General features: G+C 61.7%; 13 protein-coding genes and 1 tRNA gene. 11 read left to right on the plus strand and 3 right to left on the minus strand.

Annotated elements, in window-relative coordinates; translation table 11 throughout:
- Window positions 1-198: 198 nt before the first annotated feature.
- The 9 genes from folP to phoR all read left to right on the plus strand — a co-directional run bounded on the left by folP (window position 199) and on the right by phoR (window position 9,799).
- Window positions 199-978, plus strand: a complete 780-nt coding sequence (gene folP / locus PI93_RS11550; protein WP_236105871.1) for a dihydropteroate synthase — start codon at window positions 199-201, stop codon at window positions 976-978.
- 189 nt (window positions 979-1,167) lie between these two features.
- Window positions 1,168-2,511 carry a phosphoglucosamine mutase gene (gene glmM / locus PI93_RS11555; RefSeq protein ID WP_039368929.1) on the plus strand — a complete coding sequence of 448 codons (1,344 nt, stop codon included), beginning with the start codon at window positions 1,168-1,170 and terminating at the stop codon, window positions 2,509-2,511.
- A gap of 496 nt (window positions 2,512-3,007) precedes the next feature.
- Window positions 3,008-4,042, plus strand: a complete 1,035-nt coding sequence (gene pstS / locus PI93_RS11560) for a phosphate ABC transporter substrate-binding protein PstS (RefSeq protein WP_039368927.1) — start codon at window positions 3,008-3,010, stop codon at window positions 4,040-4,042.
- A gap of 136 nt (window positions 4,043-4,178) precedes the next feature.
- A complete protein-coding gene (gene pstC, locus PI93_RS11565; RefSeq protein WP_039368924.1) occupies window positions 4,179-5,153 on the plus strand; it encodes a phosphate ABC transporter permease PstC in 975 nt (324 codons plus the stop codon).
- Window positions 5,154-6,050: a phosphate ABC transporter permease PstA gene (pstA, locus tag PI93_RS11570; protein WP_039368922.1), complete on the plus strand. Its 897-nt coding sequence runs from the start codon at window positions 5,154-5,156 to the stop codon at window positions 6,048-6,050.
- Window positions 6,051-6,110: 60 nt separating this feature from the next.
- On the plus strand, window positions 6,111-6,893 hold the full coding sequence (gene pstB / locus PI93_RS11575; RefSeq protein ID WP_039368919.1) for a phosphate ABC transporter ATP-binding protein PstB: 783 nt from the start codon (window positions 6,111-6,113) through the stop codon (window positions 6,891-6,893).
- Between the two features lie 22 nt (window positions 6,894-6,915).
- The gene (gene phoU, locus PI93_RS11580; RefSeq protein WP_039368915.1) at window positions 6,916-7,623 is read left to right on the plus strand and encodes a phosphate signaling complex protein PhoU; all 708 of its coding nucleotides are present in this window, start codon (window positions 6,916-6,918) and stop codon (window positions 7,621-7,623) included.
- Window positions 7,624-7,659: 36 nt separating this feature from the next.
- Window positions 7,660-8,361 carry a phosphate regulon transcriptional regulator PhoB gene (gene phoB, locus PI93_RS11585; protein ID WP_010805263.1) on the plus strand — a complete coding sequence of 234 codons (702 nt, stop codon included), beginning with the start codon at window positions 7,660-7,662 and terminating at the stop codon, window positions 8,359-8,361.
- Window positions 8,362-8,458: 97 nt separating this feature from the next.
- Complete coding sequence (phoR, locus tag PI93_RS11590) at window positions 8,459-9,799, plus strand: phosphate regulon sensor histidine kinase PhoR (RefSeq protein WP_039368907.1); 1,341 nt, start codon at window positions 8,459-8,461, stop codon at window positions 9,797-9,799.
- A gap of 52 nt (window positions 9,800-9,851) precedes the next feature.
- Here the strand turns inward: phoR and ppk1 are convergent, their stop codons facing one another.
- On the minus strand, window positions 9,852-11,966 hold the full coding sequence (ppk1, locus tag PI93_RS11595) for a polyphosphate kinase 1 (protein ID WP_052240579.1): 2,115 nt from the start codon (window positions 11,964-11,966) through the stop codon (window positions 9,852-9,854).
- Window positions 11,967-12,118: 152 nt separating this feature from the next.
- Here ppk1 and ppx point away from each other — a divergent pair, with 152 nt between their 5' ends.
- Window positions 12,119-13,648, plus strand: a complete 1,530-nt coding sequence (gene ppx / locus PI93_RS11600) for an exopolyphosphatase (RefSeq protein WP_039368900.1) — start codon at window positions 12,119-12,121, stop codon at window positions 13,646-13,648.
- Window positions 13,649-13,789: 141 nt separating this feature from the next.
- Here the strand turns inward: ppx and PI93_RS11605 are convergent, their stop codons facing one another.
- Both PI93_RS11605 and PI93_RS11610 read right to left on the minus strand, forming a co-directional pair.
- Window positions 13,790-14,617 carry a GNAT family N-acetyltransferase gene (locus PI93_RS11605; RefSeq protein ID WP_039368897.1) on the minus strand — a complete coding sequence of 276 codons (828 nt, stop codon included), beginning with the start codon at window positions 14,615-14,617 and terminating at the stop codon, window positions 13,790-13,792.
- A gap of 188 nt (window positions 14,618-14,805) precedes the next feature.
- Window positions 14,806-15,282, minus strand: a complete 477-nt coding sequence (locus PI93_RS11610; protein ID WP_039369071.1) for a SixA phosphatase family protein — start codon at window positions 15,280-15,282, stop codon at window positions 14,806-14,808.
- Window positions 15,283-15,461: 179 nt separating this feature from the next.
- Between PI93_RS11610 and PI93_RS11615 the strand changes: the two genes are divergently transcribed.
- Window positions 15,462-15,538: transfer RNA gene (locus PI93_RS11615), tRNA-Pro, on the plus strand.
- The last annotated feature ends 61 nt before the right edge of the window (window positions 15,539-15,599 follow it).

The raw sequence follows: 15,599 nt of genomic DNA on the forward strand, positions 1-15,599 counted from the left end.
TGCAATCGCTGTCTCCGCTGTCCTACTACTGAGCTACGAGCTTTTCGAATGTCCTCCGAGCAGTCGCACCCCATCCCCGCTACGCCTTCCGATGCCGGCGACATCGTGGCGTCAGGCGTCGTATCCGATACCGCAGTCAAACCCGACTCGCTGGCATTCGGGCCACGTTTCCGGCTCGACGCACGGCGGGTCCATGTCATGGGCATTCTGAACGTGACCCCGGATTCGTTTTCCGACGGCGGCAAGTTCATCGCCCGCGACGCCGCACTGCGCCACGCCGAACAGTTGATCGCCGATGGTGCCGACATTCTCGACATTGGCGGCGAGTCGACGCGCCCGGGAGCCGAAGCGCTGCCGGAAGATGCCGAACTCGAGCGTGTGGTGCCGATTGTCGAAGCGTTGCGCGATTGCGGCGTACCGCTTTCGATCGATACCTATAAGCCAGGTGTCATGCGCGCGGTGCTTGCCGCCGGCGCGGACATGATCAACGACATCTGGGGATTCCAGCAGCCCGGTGCTATCGACGCGGTGCGCGACAGCGAGGCTGCGCTGTGCATCATGCACATGCTGCACGATCCCAAGACGATGCAGGATGCACCGATCTACACCGATGTCGTCACAGAAGTGGCGGCTTTCCTCGATGGCCGTGTCGACGCCATGCTTTCTGCGGGCGTTGCGCCTTCGCGTCTGTATCTGGACCCGGGATTCGGCTTCGGCAAGAATCTCGCGCATAATCTCGCCTTGCTAAAACATCTGAAAGTGCTCTCGCGCGATGATCTGCCGTTGCTCGTTGGCATGTCGCGAAAGCGGATGCTTGGCGAAATCACAGGGCGTCAGTCGCCGCAGGAGCGGCAGGTGGCAAGCGTTGCCGCCGCGATGTGCGCCGCGCAGCAGGGGGCGGCCATCGTCCGTGTGCACGATGTCGCCGAGACGGTCGATGCCCTCAAGGTCTGGCAAGCCGTGCGCGACGCCGAGTGACGCCGCGGCCAACGGCGCCGACAAACCACGGAGCCCTCCCAATCCGGGTGGGGACCATGCGGGGACGCACGCCGGGCAGAATGGCGTGCGCGAGCGACAACTGGCCAATAACGAGTATTCAAAGCGCAGAAAGACGCGCGCGTTCGGACCGTCAACCGGCGCGACGTATCAAATGGGAACGATGCAACGATGAAACGACGCTATTTTGGGACTGATGGGATTCGCGGTACGGTGGGCGAGAGCCCGATCACGCCGGAGTTCGTGCTGCGGCTCGGTTACGCGGCCGGTCGCGCCCTCGCCGGGAATCAGACGACGGGACGCCCGACCGTACTGATCGGCAAGGACACGCGCGTCTCGGGTTACATGCTGGAAGCCGCGCTGGAAGCCGGTTTCGCCGCAGCGGGCGTCGATACCATGCTGGCAGGCCCGATGCCGACGCCGGCGGTGGCGTATCTCACGCGGGCATTGCGTCTGGCCGCCGGGGTGGTGATCAGCGCGTCGCATAACCCGTACCACGACAACGGCATCAAGTTCTTCTCGGCCGACGGCAACAAGCTCCCGGACCAGACCGAACTGGAGATCGAAGCCGAGCTCGACAATCCCATGACGTGCGTGCGCTCCGAGCAGCTTGGCAAGGCGCGTCGTCTGGATGACGCAGCGGGCCGCTATATCGAGTTCTGCAAGAGCACATTCCCGAACGATTTCGACCTGCGCGGCATGAAGATCGTGGTCGACTGTGCCAACGGCGCGGCGTATCACATTGCCCCGCATGTGTTCCATGAACTGGGCGCGGAAGTCATTGCCATCGGCAACCAGCCGAACGGTTTCAATATCAATGAAGATTGCGGTGCGACGGCCCCTGACGCCCTGATGCGCGCCGTGCGGGCGAATCACGCGGATCTCGGCGTGGCGCTCGATGGTGACGCCGATCGCCTGCAGATCGTCGATGGGGCGGGGCGTCTCTACAACGGCGACGAACTGCTGTATCTGCTGGTCAAGGACCGGCTGGACAACGGCGGTGTCGCAGGCGCTGTGGGCACGCTGATGACCAACATGGCGGTGGAAGTCGCGCTCAAGGACCTGGGCGTGCCGTTCGTGCGCGCCAAGGTCGGTGACCGCTACGTGCTCGAACAACTGTATAAGCACGGTTGGCAGATCGGCGCGGAAGGCTCCGGCCACATCCTGTGTCTGGACAAGCACACCACGGGCGACGGCATTGTCTCGGCCTTGCAGGTGCTCGCCGCCATTCGCCGTGCGAACAACAAGCCGCTCGCGAAATTGCTCGACGGCGTGCGTCTCTTCCCGCAGCACATGATCAACGTGCGCACCCCGGCGGGGTACGACTGGCAGAACGATAGCCGTCTGGCCGCCGAGCGCGACGCCATCGAAGCCAAGCTGGGAAACACGGGACGCGTGCTTATCCGCGCCTCGGGAACCGAGCCGGTGCTGCGTGTGATGGTTGAGGCGCGCGAGGAATCGCAGGCTACCTCTTTCGCACAACAACTGGCGAACGTCGTCAAAACAGCGGCATGATCGGTCTTTGACGTATGCGGGCCGTCACTTTGCGTGTCCGGCCCGCAAACGCTTCCTCAGCGCGCAACGTTCCGAATCCGGCCTCGGATGGCGAACATTCTCACGGCATTGTCGCCGCGCGTCTTCCCCCCATTTCTGCTCGCCCCCTAGCTTCCCATCATGGGAATGACCGTCGCTGTCCATTCGCATTTGTGACATCGCTGCTCAGCGTTGTCGGAGCATTTCCGACACCTTTGCTGCCCTGTCACGGCGCTGACATGCGTACCGAACGGCCATATTGAGCCGCTAAAATTCCTTGGGAATGCTCCGAAACCCCCGCCAGTAAAGGATCTGGAGGAATCGGTTCGGCTGCCGGCAAGCGCATGCAATATGACGATTCCGAGGCGGCTTCGTGACACGAATATTGTGAGCTTTCTGAAATGACACATTACTGTCACATTCGGAATCTATTCTTCGAGCCATCCACACGCTGTACCACACCAACTCGGAGAGATCCATGAAGCTGATGAAGACTGCGATTGCCGGCCTGGCTGGCGTTTTGTTCGCCGCTGGCGCGATTGCGGGCGAGATTACGGGCGCAGGCAGCACGTTTGCCGCTCCGATCTACACCAAGTGGGCCGACGCTTATCAAAAGTCGACCTCCAACAAAGTCAACTACCAAGGCATCGGTTCGTCGGGCGGTATCAAGCAAATTCAGGCCAAGACCGTCGATTTCGCCGGTTCGGACGCCCCGCTGACGGATGAAGAGTTGGCCAAGCAGGGCCTGTTCCAATTCCCGACGGTGGTCGGCGGCATCGTGCCGGTGATCAACGTGCCGGGCGTGAAGCCGGGCGAGTTGGTGCTGTCGGGCGAACTGCTGGGCGATATCTACCTGGGCAAGATCAAGAAGTGGAACGACCCGGCCATCGCCAAGCTGAACCCGAAGGTCAAGCTGCCGGATACCGACATCGCCGTGGTCCGTCGCGCCGACGGTTCGGGCACGAGCTTCGTGTTCACGAACTACCTCTCGAAGGTCAACGCCGAATGGAAGAGCAAGGTTGGCGAAGGCACCACGGTCAACTGGCCGACGGGTACGGGTGGTAAGGGCAACGACGGCGTCGCCGCTTTCGTGCAACGTCTGCCGGGTGCCATCGGCTATGTCGAATCGGCCTACGCCAAGCAGAACAAGCTGACGTACACGGCGCTGACCAACGCGGAAGGCAAGGCTGTCGAGCCGACCGCTGAAACGTTCGCTGCTGCCGCTGCCAAGGCCGAATGGTCGAAGACGTTCTACCAGATCCTGACGAACGAGAAGGGCGACAAGTCGTGGCCGATCGTGGCGGCCACCTTCGTGCTCGTGCACCAGAAGGCTGACGCCGGCAAGGAAGCGCAAAGCGCCGACGTGCTCAAGTTCTTCGACTGGTCGTTCAAGAATGGTGTGAACACCGCCAAGGAACTGGACTACATCCCGCTGCCGGAAGATGTTCTGAAGCAGATCCGCGCTGGCTGGAAGGCGAAGGTTGCCGATTCGGCCAACAAGGCTGGCATCTAAAGCGCCTTGCAGGTACCGGGCAATGCATCGCTGCGTTGCCCGACACCTCAAAAACGGCAATATCCGCGCCGCCTGTTCCGACGCCCGAACTCTGATCTGGCAACGGCTGGCGGCGCGCTCACGCTGAGACGACATCATGGCAGAAGCCACCAGCCCCCTCGCAACACCGGGCGCGCAGCGCGCTCCGTCTTCCGTTGGCGACTTTCTCTTCGCGATGCTGACTCGCGGCGCCGCTCTCGTCACGTTGCTCCTGCTCGGTGGCATCATCGTGTCGCTGATCATCAGCGCACTGCCGTCGATTCAGAAGTTTGGCTTCGCCTTCCTGTGGACGAAGGACTGGGATCCTCCCGCAGAACAATTCGGCGCCCTCGTGCCCATTTACGGCACGATCATCACATCCGTGATCGCCCTCATCATTGCGGTGCCGGTGAGCTTCGGCATTGCCCTGTTTCTGACTGAACTCTCGCCCGTGTGGCTGCGCCGCCCGCTCGGCACGGCCATCGAGCTGCTCGCCGCCATCCCGAGTATCGTCTACGGGATGTGGGGCCTGCTGGTCTTCGCCCCGATCTTCAGCCAGTACTTCCAGAAGCCGCTGGGCGCGCTGCTCGGCAATGTGCCGATCATCGGTGCGTTGTTCCAGGGCCCGCCGCTCGGCATCGGTATTCTCCCCGCCGGCGTGATCCTCGCGATCATGATCATTCCGTACATTGCCTCGGTCATGCGCGACGTGTTCGAAGTCACGCCCGTGCTGCTCAAGGAGTCCGCCTACGGCATCGGTTGCACGACCTGGGAAGTGATGTGGCGCGTTGTGCTGCCCTTCACGAAGACGGGCGTGATCGGCGGCGTCATGCTGGGTCTGGGTCGCGCACTCGGCGAGACCATGGCCGTCACGTTCGTGATCGGTAATACGAACCTGCTCGACAACATCTCGCTGTACTCGCCGGGTAACAGCATTACCTCGGCACTCGCCAACGAGTTCGCCGAAGCCGGCCCCGGTCTGCATACGTCGGCCCTGATGGAACTCGGCCTGATCCTGTTCTTCATCACCTTTGTGGTGCTGGCGCTGTCCAAGCTCATGCTGCTGCGCCTCGAAAAGGGCGAAGGTAAATAAATGACCCAACAAGCGCTCGAATTGGAAACGCCCGCCGTGAAGCCCACCGACGCCTTTACGCGCGTGCGGTTGCAAGCCTACCGCCGCCGCAAGAACATCTTCGCGATCGCGATGTCGCTCGCGGCGATGGCCTTCGGCCTGATCTGGCTGCTGTGGATTCTCTACACCACGCTCTCGCTGGGCATCGGTGGCCTGTCGCTGTCGCTGTTCACCGAGATGACGCCGCCGCCGAACACGGCAGGCGGTGGCCTCGCCAACGCCATTGCGGGCAGTGTCGTGATGGTCGGTGTGGCCACGCTCGTCGGCACGCCGCTGGGCATTCTGGCCGGCGTGTATCTGGCGGAGTACGGCCAGAAGTCGTGGCTCGCCAGCATCACGCGTTTCATCAACGACATTCTGCTCTCGGCACCGTCGATCGTGATCGGTCTGTTCGTGTACGCGCTGGTCGTGGCGCAGATGGGGCACTTCTCGGCCTGGGCGGGCATCATCTCGCTCGCGCTGTTGCAGATCCCCATCGTGATCCGCACCACGGAGAACATGCTCAAGCTCGTGCCGAACAACCTGCGTGAAGCGGCCTTTGCACTGGGTACGCCGAAGTGGCGCATCATCGTCAAGATTACGTTGAAGGCGTCGATTGCCGGCATCGTGACGGGCGTGTTGCTGGCTGTGGCGCGTATCGCAGGTGAGACGGCGCCGCTGCTGTTCACGGCGCTGTCGAATCAGTTCTGGTCGATGAATCTGAACCAGCCGATGGCCAACCTGCCGGTCACGATTTTCAAATTTGCCATGAGCCCGTTTGCGGAGTGGCAGGCGCTTGCTTGGGCGGGCGTGTTCATCATCACCCTCGGGGTGCTGTTCCTGAACATTCTGGCGCGTTCGCTGTTCGCCAAGAAGTAACCGGCAATGCGAAACGACACCATGCTGAGACACGACGCAAACCTGACGGTTGAGACGAACATGACGAATCCGACGCAAGAAATCAAACTGCCCTCGAAGATTGAAGTCAAGAACCTGAACTTCTTCTACGACAAGTACCACGCCCTCAAGAACATCAACCTGCGCATTCCGGACCGCAAGGTCACGGCCTTCATCGGCCCGTCGGGTTGCGGCAAGTCGACGTTGCTGCGCACGTTCAACAAGATGTACGCCCTGTATCCGGAGCAACGCGCCGAGGGCGAGATCAACATGGACGGCGAAAACCTGCTCACCGCAAAGCAGGACATCGCGCTGCTGCGCGCGAAGGTCGGCATGGTGTTCCAGAAGCCGACGCCGTTCCCGATGTCGATCTACGACAACATCTCGTTCGGTGTGCGCCTGTTCGAAAAACTCTCGCGCTCGGAAATGGACGATCGCGTCGAGTGGGCACTGACCAAGGCGGCGCTGTGGAGCGAAGTCAAGGATAAGCTGCAACAGTCGGGCTACGGCCTGTCGGGCGGTCAGCAACAGCGTCTGTGCATTGCACGCGGTATCGCGATTCGTCCGGAAGTGCTTCTGCTCGACGAACCGTGCTCGGCGCTCGACCCGATTTCCACGGGCCGCATCGAAGAACTGATCGCGGAACTCAAGGACGACTACACGGTGGTGATCGTCACGCACAACATGCAGCAGGCGGCACGTTGCTCGGACTACACGGCCTATATGTATCTGGGCGAGCTGATCGAATTCGGCGAAACCGAAAAGATCTTTATCAAGCCGGACCGCAAAGAGACCGAAGACTACATCACCGGCCGTTTCGGTTGATGCCCACGAGGAAACCCGCGACATGAACGACAAACACCTTTCCAGCCAGTTCGACTCCGACCTGAACCAGGTTTGCTCGCGCGTCCTTGAAATGGGCGGCCTGGTCGAATCGCAGATCGTGACGGCCATGCAGGGCCTGAACACGTTCGACCGCAATCTGGTCGACGAAGTGATCGCCAACGAACACCGTCTGAACACCCTGGAAGTCGAGATCGACGACGAGTGCAGCAAGATCATTGCCCGCCGCCAGCCGACCGCGCGCGATCTGCGCCTGCTGCTCTCGATCTCGAAGACGATCACCAACCTCGAGCGCGCAGGCGACGAGGCCGAGAAGATCGCCAAGCGTACCCGTCATCTGCTCGAAGACGGCGCAGCACAAAGCGTGAACTTCGCGGAAATCAAGCTCTCGGGCGAGATGGCTGCGCAGTTGCTGCGTCGCACGCTGGACGCGTTTGCGCGTCTGGACATCGTGGCGGCAGCCGAAATCGTTCGCGACGACAAGGCCATCGACAATGAGTTTCGTGGCTTCGTGCGAAAATTGGTGACGTACATGATGGAAGACCCGCGCACCATCTCGGCTGGCCTCGATTTCCTGTTCATCGCCAAGGCGGTCGAGCGTATCGGCGATCACGCGAAGAACATCGCCGAGTTCATCATTTACATCGTCAAAGGCACTGACGTCCGACACATTTCGCGCGAAGATTTGCAGCGAAAAGTGCAGGGCGAATAAAAGGCCGGACATTACTGAAGGTTTGAGAGGGAACCGATGCCTAGCAGCATTCTGATCGTAGAAGACGAACCGGCGATTTCCGAGCTGATCTCCGTCAACCTGCAACACGCGGGTCATTACCCGATCCGGGCGTACAACGCGGAGCAGGCGCTCACGCTGATCAGCGACGTCCTGCCGGATCTCGTGCTGCTCGACTGGATGCTGCCGGGCAAGTCCGGTGTGACGTTCGCGCGCGAGCTGCGTGCGAACGAGCGTACCAAGCACGTGCCGATCATCATGCTCACCGCGCGTAGCGAAGAGCAGGACAAGGTGATGGGTCTCGAGATCGGCGCCGACGACTACGTGACCAAGCCGTTCTCGCCGAAGGAACTGATGGCGCGCATCAAGGCGGTATTGCGCCGCCGTGCGCCGCAGTTGACCGAGGACGTGGTCAGCGTGAACGGTCTGAAGCTCGATCCGGCCACGCATCGCGTGACGAGCCACCAATCGAGCGGCGACATCAAGCTCGATCTGGGGCCGACGGAATTCCGTCTGTTGCACTTCTTCATGACGCACCCGGAGCGCGTGCACAGCCGCTCGCAACTGCTCGATCAGGTGTGGGGCGATCATGTGTTCGTGGAGGAGCGCACGGTGGACGTGCACATCAAGCGTTTGCGCGCCGCGCTCAAGCCGGCAGGGCACGATGCTATGATCGAGACCGTACGCGGCAGCGGCTATCGTCTGACGAAGTCGGTCTGAGGCATCGCGCCTCGTCTCCGTCTCCGGCCGAGACCTGCCGAGCCAATGCCGCTCCTGCCCGATGGGTGGCGGGCGGCAATCCTCCTGTGCATCGTCTATGAATATCATCTGGGCCCGTGCGCTGGCGTTCCTGATCCTGCAAGCGGCCATTTCGGTGGCCGTTGGCTGGCTCTTTGGGGCGAGCGCAGGCTACGTCACCGCCATTGTCCTGCTGGTGATGCAGCTTTGTTTCAACGTCTACCATGCCCAGCGCCTCTGGCGTCTGCTCGACGCCCCGGTCTACGGCGAAGTGCCGAGCGCACTCGGGCTGTGGGGCGAAATCTACTATCGGCTGCACAAACTGGCCAAACGCTGGCATAACCAGGTCAAGCAGGTGGAACAACAGCACGCGCGTTTCATTCAGGCGATCCAGGCATCGCCCAACGGCGTGATCATGCTCGACGAGCAGAATCAGATCGAATGGTGCAATGCGATCGCCGAGGTGCACTTCGGCATCGATGCCAAGCGAGACCTGCGTCAACAGATCACCCATCTTCTGCGCACACCGGCCTTTGTGCACTACCTGTCCTCGGAGCGTTACGACGAAGCGCTGCTCATGCATCACATGGGTGAGAAGCGCAACAACGTGCTCTCCACGCAGGTGTTCCCCTATGGAGACAACCGCAAGCTCATCATCTCGCTCGATGTGACCGATCTGGAGCGCACCGACGCGATGCGCCGCGACTTCGTGGCGAACGTCTCGCACGAACTCAAGACACCGCTCACGGTGCTCTCCGGGTTTCTTGAGACGGTCGGTGAACTGCCGCTGTCCCCGGACGAGATCCAGCGCTATGTCGAGATCATGCGTCAGCAGGCCGGACGCATGCAGAATATCGTGAACGATCTGCTCACCCTGGCGAAGCTCGAAGGCAGCGGCAAACCGCCGCCAGACGACCGGATCGACATGGGTATGCAGATGCGCTCGCTGCGCGGCGACGCCGAGGGGCTCTCGCAGGGGCAGCATGTGATCGAGGTGAGAGGGGTCGAAGGACTCGATCTGCGCGGTGCCGAAGGCGAGTTGCATAGTGCGTTCAGCAATCTCGTGAGCAATGCGGTGCGCTATACGCCGCAAGGCGGCAAGATTCAGATCGAGTGGGCGGCCACGGACGATGGCGGCGCTCGCTTCGTGGTGATCGACTCCGGTTTGGGCATTCCGGCCGAACATATTCCGCGGCTCACCGAGCGCTTCTACCGCATCGACCGTAGCCGTTCGCGCGATACCGGCGGCACCGGTCTCGGCCTCGCGATCGTCAAGCATGTGTTGACGCGTCACCAGGCCGAACTGCGGGTGACGAGCGAGGAGGGGCGAGGTAGCACGTTTGCCATCCACTTCCCGCCTACGCGTGTGGTGCATCGCGCACCGATCGGGGTGGCGAGCGGCGTGACGGCGAACGAATAGATGGGCAAGCCGGACGAGATTTCCTGCTCGTCCGGCCTGTGCCTCCGGCCGCTCAGTTGCCGGTCTGCATGTGCTGTGCCACTTCCTGCATCAGGGCCATCTGACTGTTGAACGGCGTTTTACCGGGTTTGCGCCGCACGTAGCTGCCGTCCGAGCGCATCAGCCAGGCGGCCGTGTTGTCGCGCAGGTGAACCATCAGCCCTTCTCGAATCACGCGGGCCTTCAGGCGCTTGTCGCGCACCGGGAACGCCACTTCCACGCGGCGGAAGAAGTTGCGTTCCATCCAGTCGGCGCTGGAAAGCATGACTTGCTCGTCGCCGTTCGCGTAGAAGTAATAGATGCGATGGTGTTCGAGAAAGCGCCCCACGATCGAGCGGACGGTAATGTTCTCCGACAGTCCCGATACGCCGGCGCGCAATGCGCACACACCGCGCACGATCAGATCGATCTTCACGCCGGCGCGCGACGCCTTGTACAACTCGGCAATGATCGTTGGCTCGAGCAACGCATTCATTTTCGCGATGATGCGCGCCTTCTTGCCTGAGGCCGCCGCTTCCGTCTCGCGACGGATCGCCTCGAGCAGATGCGAATGCATGGTGAACGGCGACTGCCACAATGCGTGCAGATGTGTCTGACGGCCGATGCCGGTCAATTGCTGGAAGACGACGTGCACATCGGCACACAGGGCCTCGTCGGCCGTCATCAGGCCGAAGTCGGTGTACAGGCGGGCAGTGCGCGGGTGATAGTTGCCGGTGCCAAGGTGAACGTAACGCTTGAGGAACGTCTTCTTGCCCTGACGGGTGCGTCGCACCACCAGCAGCATCTTCGCATGGCACTTGTGGCCGACCACGCCGTACACGACGTGAGCACCGACGGCCTCGAGGCGGGCGGCCCAGTTGATGTTCGTCTGCTCGTCGAAGCGCGCCAGCAATTCCACCACCACCGTGACTTCCTTGCCGTTGCGCGCCGCTTCCATGAGGGCATCCATCAGCGAGGATTCGTTGCCGGTGCGATAGATCGTTTGCTTGATCGCCACGACATCGGGATCGCGTGCGGCCTGCAACAATAGTTCGAGCACGGGCTGGAAGCTGTCGTAGGGGTGATGCAGCAGCAAATCGCCCTGATCGATGAGATCGAAAATCGCGGGCGACGCGCTCATGCGCTTGGGCAGCGCAGGCACGAACGGTACGAACTTCAGGTCGGGGCGGTCGACCATCTCCGGCAACGGCATCAGGCGCACGAGATTGACCGGACCTTTCACGCGGTAGCAGTCCGAGTCGGACAGGCCGCACTCGGTCTGAAGGCGCCGCACCAGGCGTGCCGGGGCGCCGGCATCGACTTCGAGGCGGACGGCGTCGCCGAGATGGCGGGCCGGGAGTTCGCCTTGCAGCGCGGTACGAAGGTTGGTGATTTCGTCTTCGTCGACGAAAAGATCGCTGTTTCGCGTGACACGAAACTGGTGGCAGCCCTTGGCGGTCAGTCCCGGGAACAGTTCGCTGGCAAAGCGCAGCATAAGCGAGCTGAGCAGCACGAAGCTGTTCGGCAAGGGGGCGAGCGCCGCGGGCATGGGCACGAGACGGGGCAGGGCGCGCGGTGCCTGAACGATGGCGAGTTCGGCGTCGCGGCCGAAGGCGTCCTTGCCTTCGAGTTCGACGGCGAAGTTCAGGCTCTTGTTGAGTACGCGGGGGAACGGGTGAGCGGGATCGAGCCCGATGGGCGTGAGCACCGGTACGAGTTCGCGCAGGAAGTAGTCGCGGGCCCACTCGACCTGGGCGTCGTTCCACTGGCCGGAGGGGTGAAACGCGATGCCCTCGGCTTCCAGCAGGGGCAGGATGCTGTCGAACATGGCGTACTGCTTTTCGACGAGCGCTTGTGCCCGGGCGCACACTTGCGTGTAAACTTGCTGAAACGTCATGCCGTCGGGCGTGAGCATGCCCGGATTCTCGCGCATTTGCTCCTTCAGTCCGGCGACGCGGATCTCGAAGAATTCATCCATATTGCTACTCACGATACAGACGAAGCGCAGACGCTCTAATAGTGGCGTGGCCGGATCGGCCGCCTGGGCAAGCACACGTTCGTTAAACGCAAGGATGCCCAGCTCGCGATTGAGCAGCGGGTAATTCATAGTCGACGTGCGAAAGACATGGGATTGGCGTGAATTCTTCATCCGTATTGTTACAGTTATATGACATTCACATTTGTCAACGACGTGTCATATTCGATTTGTAACTTATTCGTCATTTATTTGTCGAGTGGACGTCATGCTTCTAAGGTGAAGCATCGTGCACTCCGGCACTCTTCGCTCAGGCGCATCCTCACATGAGTACCCCATCGCCCTTGCTTGCGGCCGTCGATCTCGGCTCGAACAGTTTTCGCCTGATCATCGGCCGTGTGGAGGAGACGTCCGCCGGTACGCAGATCTATCAGGTCGATGCACTGCGCGAGCCGGTCCGGCTTGCGGCTGGCCTGAACGCGGAGAAGTACCTGGACCATCCGTCGCAGCAGCGCGGCTGGGAGGTGCTCAAGCGTTTCGGGGAGCGCCTGCGCGGGTTTCATCCCGATCAGGTGCGCGCAGTCGCCACGAATACACTGCGTGTCGCAAAGAACGCGCAGGACTTTCTCGGTGAAGCACAACGCGCGCTCGGGTTTCCCATCGAAGTGATCGCCGGGCGGGAAGAGGCGCGTCTGATTTATGCCGGCGCGGCGCACTCGGTGCCCACGTGCCCCGGCAACCGGCTGGTGGTGGACATTGGCGGCGGCTCGACGGAGTTCATTATCGGGCAAGATTACGAGCCGCTGATTATGGAGAGCTTATATATTGGCTGCGTCAGTCACAGCCGTCTCTTTTTCCCCAGCGGTAATGTCGACGAATACGCGATGAAGCAGGCCGAATTGGCTGCTCGCCGTGAAATTCAGATCATTTCGGCGGCGTTTCGCGATGCCGGCTGGTCGCAGGCCATCGGCTCGTCGGGCACGGCACGCGCGTTGGCCGAACTGCTTGAAGCCAACGGCTTCAACGACGGTGGCGTGCACGGTCTCACGCGGGGCGGTCTTGAGCGGCTCAAGCGAGCGCTCATCAAGGCCGAGAACGCCAATCGTCTCAAGCTCGCAGGGCTCAAGCAGGACCGTATTCCGGTGCTGCCTGGCGGTCTGTCCATCATGCTCTCTGTCTTCAACGAACTCGAAGTCGATCATATGGAGACGACCGACGCCGCGCTGCGTCTCGGTGTGATGTACGACCTGCTGGGGCGAACGCAGCATCAGGATATGCGCGCCGTGACGGTGGAGCAGTTCGTGCGGCGTTACGGGGTGGACCGTGCGCAGGCTGAACGTGTCGGGAATCTGGCGATTTCGCTGTACCGTCAGTTGCCGGTCGATGCCGCCGAGGGCGACGAAGATGCCCAGGACGATGGCCGCGAGGAGGGCGAGGCGTTGCTCAACTGGGCATCGTCGCTGCATGAGATGGGCCTGTCGATTTCGCACAGCGCGTATCACAAGCATTCGGCTTATATCGGCAGCAACGCGGATATGCCGGGTTTTTCGCGTCCCGATCAGGCGCGACTGGCGGAGTTGTTGCTCGGGCACGTGGGGAAGCTGGGCAAGCTCGCATCACAGGCGCAGCAGGTCGATTGGCAGTTGCTCTTCTGTCTGCGGCTGGCGGTGTTGTTCTGTCGTCGCCGCACCGATGCACTGCCGGACAGCATTGAGGTAGAGCGTCTCGACGATGGCTTTCAGGTCTCGGTGCCGCGTGTCTGGATCGATGCCAATCCGCTCACCGATTACAGCCTGCAACGCGAAGCGCAGGAGTGGGAGAAGATCGGCATGCGTTACAAGGTCGTGTACGCCTGACGTATTGCGACGGCATCGTCTTTCAACTCGACCGCGGTGACGGGGTGGGAGCAGAAGCCGCAACCGCGAAATGAAAAGCCCGGCATCTGCCGGGCTTTTTTTGTCCTCGTTCGGAGGACGAAATACTGGGGGGATTGCCTGTCAGGCTTGTTTTAGCTTGTTCACGAGTTCCGGGCCGAGGAAATGGCGCGCGTAGCGCGGATTCATGTCGGCGAGGCGGAACAGCGTAAGGAAGTCGGCGGTATTGAAGTCGGGGTCCCAGGCCGGTGCGCCACAGATGCGGGCGCCGAGGCGCAGGTAGCCCTTGACCAGTGCGGGCGGCTCGACGTCGAGCGTCGATTGCAGTTCGTCGACCGGCAAGGCGATGCGCGGCACGGCGTGGTATTCCGACGGGGCCATGGCGGTATCTTGCAGCTTGCGATAGAGGCTGGCGGCATAGTGACCACCGTCGGCCATCGGTACGCTGGCGCAACCGAGCATCGTCTCCAGGCCATTGCGCAGCATGTACTCGGCCAGACCGCTCCAGAGCGCCATGATGACGGCGCCGTTACGGTATTCCGCGTGCACGCACGAGCGGCCGGTCTCGAGCATCTTCGGGCGCAGATGCTCGAGGCGCGAGAGGTCGAATTCCCCTTCGGAGTACAGGCGGCCAAGGCGTTTGGCCTGAGACGGGGGCAATACACGATAGGTGCCGACGACCTTGAGCGAGTCCTGATCGCGCACGATCAGGTGATCGCAATACTGGTCGTATTCGTCGACGTCCAGACCTGCGGGGCCCTTGACCGACGCACCCATTTCCTCTGCGAAGACCTGATATCTCAGGCGTTGGGCTTCCCGAAGCTCGCTTTCGTCGCGTGCCCACGCCACAGCCAGATTCGGTTTGACAGGCGTTTCAGGGCGAGGAAGACGCCTCCGAGACGTAGGGGTCAGCGAAGAGAGCGGCATGGTGGGGTTCGGCAGGTCGCGCATAAAGGCCCTTTTTTTGACGGTCGCGTTGCGACGTACTTTAAAAAGCATCAATGTCGATTCCGTGAACGGTAGGCGACAATTCTATGACAAAACGCGCGGTGTCATGGGTCAGGTCCCGCTTCGGATGCCTTTCAAAGCCCGTTCCATGCGGGTTAGCGCCGGATTCCCCGTGAGGTCAGAGGGGGCATTTACATCAGATCGGGATTGACGACGGCGCGCACGACGACCTGGCTTTCGTCTTCGCGGCGACGCGAGGAGAGCCACCAGATGCCTCCCTTCTTGATCGTCCAGTAGGCTTCCTGACCGCTCAGCAGCAGGGCGGCGAGTTGGCCGAGGGCGGGTTGGTGACCCACGATCACGACGCTCTGATTCGTGTTGGGCCAGCCGATGGCGCCAAGCAGGGTCATGGCGTTTGCGCCGGGCGCGAGATCGCGCACGATACGCGGGGTTGGTGTGAGCGCCTGAGCGGTCTGGACGGCGCGCACAGCCGGGCTTGAGAGGATGAGGGTGTCGTCGGGCAGGCGGGGGCGCAGCCATTGGGCGGCTTTGTCGGCCTGTTTGCGGCCACGGTCGGTGAGTTCGCGGGCCAGATCGGCTTGGGTATTGAGGGCGAGGGGGGCAGGCAGGTTTTCGGCGTCGGCGTGACGCCAGAGAATCAGGTTCATTGACACGGGTTCGGACATGGAGAACCTCCTACTATGGCGGGGCTTCGTGGCGATGGCGTGAAAGCGTGCGAAACCTCCATGGAGTCCCCATTGTGCCAGTCGCCGCTAGGAAAGCACCTGCGACGCGTGTGACTATTTGACGCGGCGAGCAGAACCCACTACAATCGCCCCTCTTTAGTCGGAGCGTAGCGCAGCCTGGTAGCGCATCTGATTTGGGATCAGAGGGTCGTAGGTTCGAATCCTATCGCTCCGACCAAAAATCCCTTGTAGTACAAGCAGTTGCGGAGCGCCCCATCGGGGCGTTTTTCGTTTGTCTG

Source organism: Pandoraea fibrosis (assembly GCF_000807775.2).
Classification (GTDB): Bacteria; Pseudomonadota; Gammaproteobacteria; order Burkholderiales; family Burkholderiaceae; genus Pandoraea; species Pandoraea fibrosis.

Coding starts and splice junctions, on each gene's coding strand:
- pstA (WP_039368922.1), top strand. CDS start 5,154: ATGACCCAACAAGCGCTCGAATTGGAAACGCCCGCCGTGAAGCCCACC.
- folP (WP_236105871.1), top strand. CDS start 199: ATGGGCATTCTGAACGTGACCCCGGATTCGTTTTCCGACGGCGGCAAG.
- pstC (WP_039368924.1), top strand. CDS start 4,179: ATGGCAGAAGCCACCAGCCCCCTCGCAACACCGGGCGCGCAGCGCGCT.
- pstS (WP_039368927.1), top strand. CDS start 3,008: ATGAAGCTGATGAAGACTGCGATTGCCGGCCTGGCTGGCGTTTTGTTC.
- PI93_RS11610 (WP_039369071.1), bottom strand. CDS start 15,282: ATGAACCTGATTCTCTGGCGTCACGCCGACGCCGAAAACCTGCCTGCC.
- PI93_RS11605 (WP_039368897.1), bottom strand. CDS start 14,617: ATGCGCGACCTGCCGAACCCCACCATGCCGCTCTCTTCGCTGACCCCT.
- phoR (WP_039368907.1), top strand. CDS start 8,459: ATGAATATCATCTGGGCCCGTGCGCTGGCGTTCCTGATCCTGCAAGCG.
- ppx (WP_039368900.1), top strand. CDS start 12,119: ATGAGTACCCCATCGCCCTTGCTTGCGGCCGTCGATCTCGGCTCGAAC.
- phoU (WP_039368915.1), top strand. CDS start 6,916: ATGAACGACAAACACCTTTCCAGCCAGTTCGACTCCGACCTGAACCAG.
- ppk1 (WP_052240579.1), bottom strand. CDS start 11,966: ATGAAGAATTCACGCCAATCCCATGTCTTTCGCACGTCGACTATGAAT.
- phoB (WP_010805263.1), top strand. CDS start 7,660: ATGCCTAGCAGCATTCTGATCGTAGAAGACGAACCGGCGATTTCCGAG.
- pstB (WP_039368919.1), top strand. CDS start 6,111: ATGACGAATCCGACGCAAGAAATCAAACTGCCCTCGAAGATTGAAGTC.
- glmM (WP_039368929.1), top strand. CDS start 1,168: ATGAAACGACGCTATTTTGGGACTGATGGGATTCGCGGTACGGTGGGC.